We start from the raw sequence: 7669 nt of genomic DNA, 5'->3' as shown, positions 1-7669 counted from the left end.
GGTGATCGGCCGTTCCGCGACGCCGGAGGCGTGCCAGGCCCTGGTCGACTCGATCGGCAGTGACCTGCGGGAGCTGGCGTCCGCCGTGACGCAGCTCGGCGCGGACGTCGAGGGCACGATCGACGAGGCGGTCGTCGCGCGGTACTACACGGGCCGGGCGGAGGCCTCCAGCTTCACCGTCGCCGACCGGGCCGTCGAGGGCCGCGCCGCGGAGGCGCTCGAGGCGCTGCGGTGGTCGTTGTCGACGGGGGTGGCGCCCGTGCTGATCACCAGCGCGCTCGCCCAGGGGGTCCGCGCCATCGGCAAGCTGTCGTCGGCACGCGGCGGCCGGCCCGCTGATCTCGCCCGCGAGCTGGGGATGCCGCCGTGGAAGATCGACCGGGTGCGTCAGCAGATGCGGGGCTGGACGCCGGACGGCGTGGCCGTCGCGCTGCGGGCCGTCGCCGAGGCCGACGCGGGCGTCAAGGGCGGCGGGGACGATCCGGAGTACGCCCTGGAGAAGGCTGTGGTCACCATCGCGAGGGCCGCCCGCTCCCGTCGCGGCTGAGCAGTCGCGGCTGAGCCGTCCGGTCGCGGGTCCTGGGACACGTATCCGCCTGAACGCCGAAAACCCCGCCCGGCCGTCCTGGGGAAGGACTGCTGTGCGGGGTTTCAGGTTCAAGCTCGATGGATCCGCACCCGCGTGGCGAACGCAGTCGCGTGCAGATCCGGGGTGCCGGCCGGGAGCGGAGAGAGAGGGCCCGCTCGGGTCCGTCCGGCGATCACATCAAAGGAGTGCCCGTCCCGTGAGGGAGTGGGTACTCAGCCCTTGAGGGAGGAAGCCTTGGAAGCAAGCGCCGACTTCTTGTTGGCGGCCTGGTTCTTGTGGATGACGCCCTTGCTGGCGGCCTTGTCGAGCTTCTTGGTGGCGACCTTCAGTGCCGAGGTGGCCTTGTCTTTGTCGCCGGCGACGACAGCCTCGCGGGCGGCGCGAACGGCGGTCTTGACCTCGCTCTTGACGGCCTTGTTACGCTCGGTCGCCTTCTTGTTGGTGCCGATGCGCTTGATCTGCGACTTGATGTTTGCCACGTGTGGTTACTTTCGTTCGGAGTGAGTTACGGATGAGCCGCTCAGCGAGAGAGGGCGCCTTGCGGCAGTCGTGCGGACGAACCCACACGCAAGCCAACAAACAACTTTACCAGTGCCCGACCCCTGAACCAAACGCACGACCCTTACGACACGCGGGCATCCGCGTATCCCGCCGCCAGTTCGTCGAGAAGTGCGGGTCCGTTCGGCTCCCAGCCCAGGTCGATGCGCGCGCGGGAGCCGCGTGCCTGCTGGTCGAGGAGAAGAGCATCCGCGAGATCTGCGCCGAGACGTGACCTCGTGTCGTCGACCGACACCGGCTCGACCCGGCCCTCGAGGCCGGCCGCGGTCGCGGCCGCGGTGGCCAGGTCGCGCACGGTCGGATTCACGCCGCTCGCACCGATGTACACCGAGCCGTGCGTGCCGTACTCGAACGCGAGAACGTAGAGCGCCGCGAGGTCGTCGACGTGCACGGTGGCCCAGTGCTGCGAGCCGTCGCCGATCAACTGCAGAGCCGGAGCAGTTCCCGAGCCGCGCGGTGCATCGACGATGACGTTCGCGAGACCTTTGCCGTGTCCGTAAACGATCGATGGAACGACAACGGCCGTGCTGAAGCCTTCCGCCGCCAAGACCCGCGCCTCGTTCGCTCCGCGCCAGGCGGTGAGCGCCGGCGGGGCGAGAGGCGAGTCTTCGGTGATGTCGGCGTTCGAGCCGTAGCTCCAGATACCGCCGGTGTGCACGAAGGACTTGCCGCTGCCCTCCAGCCCGCGGAAGACGGCCTCGATGAACACCGGGTCGACCTCCTGACCGGAGGCGAGGTGGATGACGCCGTCGCTGTCGAGCGCCAGCTTCGCCACGAGGTCACCGTCGGTCGCGTCGCCGATGACGGGTGTGGCGCCCGCCGCGGCGACGGCGGCAGCCTTGGCCTCGTCCCGCACCAGTGCGGTCACCGAGTGACCCTCATCGAGGAGGCGGGGGAGAACGGATGATCCGATGTAGCCGGTCGCGCCGGTCAGGAGAATGCTCATGCGTTGAGCAAACGCGACGAACCTGTGAGCATTCCCGCCGGGACGGTTTCGGGGGTCGGTTTCGGCGGGCGTAGTCTCGAATCCATGACACGAAACGTATCCATCGCCATCGTCAACGCTTATGTGGTCCCGGTCGCCGGCGACCCGATCGAGGGCGGCACCGTGCTCGTCGAGAACGGCAAGATCTCCGCCGTCGGCGCCGACGTGACGGTGCCCGAGGGAATCGAGACGGTGGATGCGGCCGGCAAGTGGGTTCTGCCGGGCTTCGTGGAGGCGCACGGGCACGTCGGCATCCACGAGGAGGCGAACGGCTGGGCCGGTGACGACACGAACGAGATGACGACCCCGAACACCGCAGCCGTGCGTGCGATCGACGCCGTGAACATCGACGATGAGGGCTTCCGCGACGCTCTCTCCGGCGGCGTCACCTCGATCGTCGTGAAGCCCGGTTCCGGCAACCCGATCGGCGGCCAGACGGTCGCGATCAAGTCGTGGGGCGGTCGCACGATCGACGAGCAGGTGATCAGCGAGAGCGTCAGTGTGAAGTCGGCGCTCGGCGAGAACCCGAAGCGCGTCTATGGCGACAAGAAGGTCACACCGAGCACGCGGCTGGGCGTCGCCATGATCATCCGCGAGGCGTTCGTGGAGGCGCAGAACTACCGCGCCCAGCGCGACGACGCACAGAAGGAGGGCAAGCCGTTCGCGCGCGACCTCGCCAAGGAGACGCTCGTGCGGGTGCTCGACGGCGAATTGGCCTGGGACCAGCACACGCACCGGCACGACGACATCGCCACGGCCATCCGCCTCGCCGACGAGTTCGGCTACCGACTGGTCGTGAACCACGGCACCGAGGGCCACAAGATCGCCGATGTGCTGGCCGAACGGGACATCCCGGTGATCTTCGGTCCGCTCTTCACCTCGCGCTCGAAGGTGGAGCTGCGCGACCGCGCCATCTCGAACCTCGGCAAGCTGGCGGCGGCCGGGGTGCGGGTCGCCATCACCACCGATCACCCGGTCGTCCCCATCAACTTCCTCGTGCACCAGGCGTCTCTCGCGGTGAAGGAGGGCCTGCCGCGCGACACCGCCATCGAGGCTCTCACCGTGAACCCGGCCTCCTTCCTGCGGCTGGATGCGCGGATCGGCTCGCTCACCCCCGGTCTCGACGGCGATGTGGTGATCTGGTCTGGCGACCCGCTCGACGTCACCTCCCGGGCCGAGCACGTGTACATCGAGGGTGCCGAGGTCTACCGCTGGGAGGGCGACCACGGCGTTGTCGTCGAGCGCTCCGAGCGTTTCGCCTGACCTGGCGCACGGGGCCCGCATCCACGAATAGGGATGCGGGCCCCGCTCGTGGGAGAATCGGATCACAATGTCACCACGAGCTCTGAAGGCCCTCGAGCCCGCCGCGACCGATCCGGCGTTCATCCGTAATTTCTGCATCATCGCCCACATCGACCACGGCAAGTCGACGCTGGCCGACCGGATGCTGCAGATCACCGGCGTCGTCTCCGACCGCGACATGCGTGCCCAGTACCTGGACCGCATGGACATCGAGCGCGAGCGCGGCATCACCATCAAGAGCCAGGCCGTGCGGATGCCGTGGGCCGACGATTCCGCGACGTACGCCCTCAACATGATCGACACCCCCGGGCACGTCGACTTCACCTACGAGGTGTCCCGGTCGCTGGCGGCCTGCGAGGGCGCGATCCTGCTGGTCGACGCCGCGCAGGGCATCGAAGCCCAGACCCTTGCGAACCTGTACCTCGCGCTCGAGAACGATCTCACGATCATCCCCGTGCTCAACAAGATCGATCTGCCCGCCGCCGACCCGGACAAGTACGCGGCCGAGCTCGCCAGCCTCATCGGCGGAAAGCCCGAGGACGTTCTGCGGGTCTCGGGCAAGACGGGCATGGGCGTCGACGCCCTGCTCGACCGCGTCGTCGAGCTCATCCCGGCGCCGGTCGGCGTGAAAGACGCACCGCCGCGCGCGATGATCTTCGACTCGGTCTACGACAGCTACCGCGGTGTCATCACCTACGTGCGAATGATCGACGGCAGCCTGTCACCGCGCGAACGGGTTCAGATGATGTCGACCAGGGCGACGCACGAGATCCTGGAGATCGGCGTGAGCTCGCCCGAGCCGACCCCGTCGAAGGGTCTTGGGGTCGGGGAGGTGGGTTACCTCATCACCGGCGTGAAAGACGTGCGCCAGTCGAAGGTCGGCGACACGATCACCAGCGCCGCGAAGTCGGCCACCGAGGCGCTGCCCGGCTACACCGAGCCCAAGCCGATGGTCTTCTCGGGTCTGTATCCGATCGACGGCAGCGACTACCCGGAGCTGCGCGAGGCGCTCGACAAGCTGAAGCTCTCGGATGCAGCCCTCGTCTACGAGCCGGAGACCTCCGTCGCCCTCGGGTTCGGGTTCCGCTGCGGCTTCCTGGGGCTGCTGCACCTCGAAATCGTCACCGAGCGGCTGGAGCGCGAGTTCGGTCTCGACCTCATCACCACCGCGCCGAGCGTGATCTACGAGGTGACCACCGAAGACAAGAAGGTCATCACGGTGACCAACCCGAGCGAGTTCCCCGGCGGCAAGATCGCCAAGGTGGAGGAGCCGATGGTGAAGGCCGCCATCCTCGCTCCGAAAGACTACGTCGGCGTGATCATGGAGCTCTGCCAAGGGCGTCGCGGAACCCTGCTCGGCATGGAGTACCTCGGCGAAGACAGGGTCGAGATCCGGTACACGATGCCGCTCGGCGAGATCGTGTTCGACTTCTTCGACCAGCTGAAGAGCCGCACCGCCGGCTACGCGTCGCTCGACTACGAGCCGACCGGAGAGCAGGAGGCCGACCTGGTGAAGGTCGACATCCTGCTGCAGGGGGAGCAGGTCGACGCGTTCAGTGCCATCGTGCACCGCGACAAGGCCTACGCGTACGGCGTGCTCATGACCGGCCGGCTGCGCGAGCTCATCCCGCGTCAGCAGTTCGAGGTGCCCATCCAGGCCGCCATCGGCGCCCGCATCATCGCGCGCGAGAGCATCCGGGCGATGCGCAAAGACGTGCTGGCCAAGTGCTACGGCGGTGACATCACCCGCAAGCGCAAGCTGCTCGAGAAGCAGAAGGAGGGCAAGAAGCGCATGAAGATGGTGGGCCGCGTCGAGGTTCCTCAGGAGGCCTTCATTGCAGCCCTCAGCGGCGACACGGAGAAGAAGGACAAGAAGTAGTCACGATGGACGGGGAATAGGGGTTCCAGGATGCGACGCTCGACGTTCACCGATCAGCCCGTGACCTACGGCGCTGTGGGTGGCACGCAAGCGCCCGACCTGCTGTACTACCCGCCCAAGGGCTACCGTCCGCTGGAGCGCTCCGTGCGCCTCGGCAGTGGTGAGGAGCGGTTCGCCTCCGCCGTCTCGGCACTGATGACGTGGGGTGTGCAGCGTGGCAGCGGCATCAAGGTCACCGAAGCGCACGAGGGCACGGGCGTGCAGTACGAAGGGGTCATCTTCAACCCCGATGGCACTCCGTCGAAGCTGCAGGAGCACCGGTCGTCGGAGGCGGTCTTCGCCGACGACGGGTCACCGTACATCGCCAACGGGATGACGGCCGTGCTGAAGATCCCGTTCTGGCCACTGATGGTGACGGCTCCGATCCGGGTCGTCTACGTCGTCGACGAGCCGACGCGGGCCGGATTCGCCTACGGCACGATGCACGGGCATCCGGAGAGCGGTGAAGAGGCATTCCTGGTCGAGCTCCGCGACGACGGCTCCGTGTGGTTCGTACTGCGGGCGTTCTCTCGGCCCTCCAACGCTTTCTACCGGCTGGTCGCCCCGGTGCTCTGGCTGACGCAGCGTCACTACACGGCGAAGTACCTCCGCTCCCTCCTGCCTGTGCGATCGGCCTGACACGTGCCGAGTGCTCTCCCGCTGGGCGATCCCGCCCCGGCCGACGGCCTGCTGCCCGCGTCTGCGGTGCGGGAGGCCGCATCCCGCCCGTTCGGCGTGTACCTGCACGTGCCGTTCTGTCGCGTGCGGTGCGGCTACTGCGACTTCAACACCTACACGGCCACGGAGCTCCGCGGCGTGTCTCAGAGCGACTACGCGAGCCACGCGCAGCGGGAGACCCGCTTCGCCGCTGCCGCCCTCGAACGGAGCGGTATCGCCTCCCGACCGGTCTCGACCGTGTTCTTCGGCGGCGGGACACCGACGATGCTGCCGGCGTCCGACCTGGCCGGGATGCTCGGTTCGGTGCGGGATGCCTGGGGCCTCGCGCCCGGAGCCGAGGTGACGACCGAGGCGAACCCCGACTCGGTCGACGCCGCGTACCTCCAAACCCTCGCCGCCGCCGGTTTCACCCGCGTATCGTTCGGGATGCAGTCGGCGGTGCCGCACGTGCTGGCCACCCTCGAGCGCACGCACGACCCCGAGAGGGTTCCGCTCGTCGTGGAGTGGGCCCGGGCGGCAGGACTGCAGGTGAGCCTCGACCTGATCTATGGAACGCCGGGGGAGTCGCTCGCCGACTGGTCCCTCTCGCTCGAGTCGGCCATCGCCTGCGACCCCGACCACCTGTCGGCGTACTCGCTCATCGTCGAGACGGGCACCAAGCTGGCTCGGCAGATCAAGTCCGGCGCCGTTGCGCTACCGGACGAAGACCTGCAGGCCGACATGTACGAGCTCGCGGATGCGCGCCTCGCCGAAGCCGGCTATGGCTGGTACGAGGTCAGCAACTGGGCGAAGGACGAGGCGCACCGGTCGCGGCACAACCTCTCCTACTGGCAGGGGCACGACTGGTGGGGTGTCGGCCCCGGTGCCCACAGCCACGTCGGGGGTGTGCGGTGGTGGAACGTGAAGCACCCGGCTGCGTACGCCGGGAGGGTTCTGGCGGACGAGTCCCCGGCGGCGGGGCGCGAGACGCTGGACGCCGAGACGCAGCGGGTCGAGCGTGTTCTGCTGACCACGCGCATCCGTGACGGGCTGCCGATCGCCGAGCTCACCCCCGCCGGCCGCGCAGCCGTCGCGGGCCTGATCGCCGATGAGCTCGTCGACGCGAAAGCCGCCCTCCGCGGATCAGTGCGACTGACCCTGCGGGGGCGGCTTCTGGCCGACGCTGTCGTGCGTCGTCTGCTGGCGGATGCCTAGCTGACGAACTTGATGGCGATCGGGTACGTGTAGTACTGGCCCTGATTCGACTTCACCGCGGCGATGATGCTGAACACGATGTTCACCACTCCGGCCGCGATGATGATGAACACTCCCACGACCACGATCGTGAGGATGCTGCCCACGATGTACGCGATGAAGATCGTGATCTGGAAGTTCAGGGCGGTGGCGGTGTGCGCGCGGACGAACGGACCCTTGTCTTTCAGCACGAGGTAGCCGATCAGCGCCGGGATCCAGTTGAACAGGATCCCTCCGACGTGCACGAGGGTCGCCCAGAGCTTCTCGTCCGAAGGACTGAGCTGCTGCGAAGGGCCGCCGTACGGTGCGCCGGGAGGCGGCGGCGGTGGGGTTGCTGACATATGAGGTTCTCCTAGAATGCGCCCGGAAGGGCGGTCGGGGATGGGTCGCCCCAACCTTAGGGCAA

Annotated in this window: 8 protein-coding genes; 5 read left to right on the top strand and 3 right to left on the bottom strand. The window is 68.1% G+C overall.

The annotated features are described in order from the left end of the window. Positions 1-547: DNA polymerase III subunit delta (holA, locus tag ACFVWR_RS16290; protein ID WP_387214397.1), on the top strand; the 547-nt coding region annotated here is incomplete at its 5' end. A 254-nt stretch (positions 548-801) separates the two neighbouring features. Here holA and rpsT read toward each other — a convergent pair. Beyond that, entirely contained in the window at positions 802-1068 is a 267-nt protein-coding gene (gene rpsT / locus ACFVWR_RS16285; RefSeq protein ID WP_387214394.1) for a 30S ribosomal protein S20, read from the bottom strand. Positions 1069-1211: 143 nt separating this feature from the next. Continuing rightward, a complete protein-coding gene (locus ACFVWR_RS16280) occupies positions 1212-2093 on the bottom strand; it encodes an NAD-dependent epimerase/dehydratase family protein (protein ID WP_387214391.1) in 882 nt (293 codons plus the stop codon). Between the two features lie 84 nt (positions 2094-2177). On the opposite strand from ACFVWR_RS16280, the gene ACFVWR_RS16275 reads away from it, so the two are divergent. The 4 genes from ACFVWR_RS16275 (at position 2178) to hemW (ending at position 7224) form a co-directional block, all read left to right on the top strand. After that, positions 2178-3395, top strand: a complete 1218-nt coding sequence (locus ACFVWR_RS16275; protein ID WP_387214388.1) for an amidohydrolase — start codon at positions 2178-2180, stop codon at positions 3393-3395. A 67-nt stretch (positions 3396-3462) separates the two neighbouring features. Then, positions 3463-5313 carry a translation elongation factor 4 gene (gene lepA, locus ACFVWR_RS16270; protein ID WP_387214385.1) on the top strand — a complete coding sequence of 617 codons (1851 nt, stop codon included), beginning with the start codon at positions 3463-3465 and terminating at the stop codon, positions 5311-5313. A gap of 30 nt (positions 5314-5343) precedes the next feature. Beyond that, a complete protein-coding gene (locus ACFVWR_RS16265) occupies positions 5344-5991 on the top strand; it encodes a DUF1990 family protein (RefSeq protein ID WP_387214382.1) in 648 nt (215 codons plus the stop codon). 3 nt (positions 5992-5994) lie between these two features. Further along, positions 5995-7224 (top strand): radical SAM family heme chaperone HemW, encoded by a 1230-nt coding sequence (gene hemW, locus ACFVWR_RS16260; RefSeq protein WP_387214378.1) that lies wholly within the window; start codon positions 5995-5997, stop codon positions 7222-7224. On the opposite strand, the gene ACFVWR_RS16255 is transcribed toward hemW, so the two are convergent. Continuing rightward, entirely contained in the window at positions 7221-7604 is a 384-nt protein-coding gene (locus ACFVWR_RS16255; protein ID WP_387214375.1) for a DUF4870 domain-containing protein, read from the bottom strand. The two genes, hemW and ACFVWR_RS16255, sit on opposite strands and share 4 nt — an antisense overlap. Between the last annotated feature and the right edge of the window lie 65 nt (positions 7605-7669).

The sequence above is a fragment of the Leifsonia sp. NPDC058292 genome (genome assembly GCF_042880955.1).
Classification (GTDB): domain Bacteria; phylum Actinomycetota; class Actinomycetes; order Actinomycetales; family Microbacteriaceae; genus Leifsonia.
Note: the sequence above shows the minus strand (reverse complement) of the source record. Positions and strands in the feature narration are given on the sequence as shown.

Bases quoted from the DNA above. Each gene is read 5' to 3' on its own strand.
- ACFVWR_RS16280 (WP_387214391.1), bottom strand. From the start codon at position 2,093: ATGAGCATTCTCCTGACCGGCGCGACCGGCTACATCGGATCATCCGTT.
- ACFVWR_RS16275 (WP_387214388.1), top strand. From the start codon at position 2,178: ATGACACGAAACGTATCCATCGCCATCGTCAACGCTTATGTGGTCCCG.
- lepA (WP_387214385.1), top strand. From the start codon at position 3,463: ATGTCACCACGAGCTCTGAAGGCCCTCGAGCCCGCCGCGACCGATCCG.
- ACFVWR_RS16265 (WP_387214382.1), top strand. From the start codon at position 5,344: ATGCGACGCTCGACGTTCACCGATCAGCCCGTGACCTACGGCGCTGTG.
- ACFVWR_RS16255 (WP_387214375.1), bottom strand. From the start codon at position 7,604: ATGTCAGCAACCCCACCGCCGCCGCCTCCCGGCGCACCGTACGGCGGC.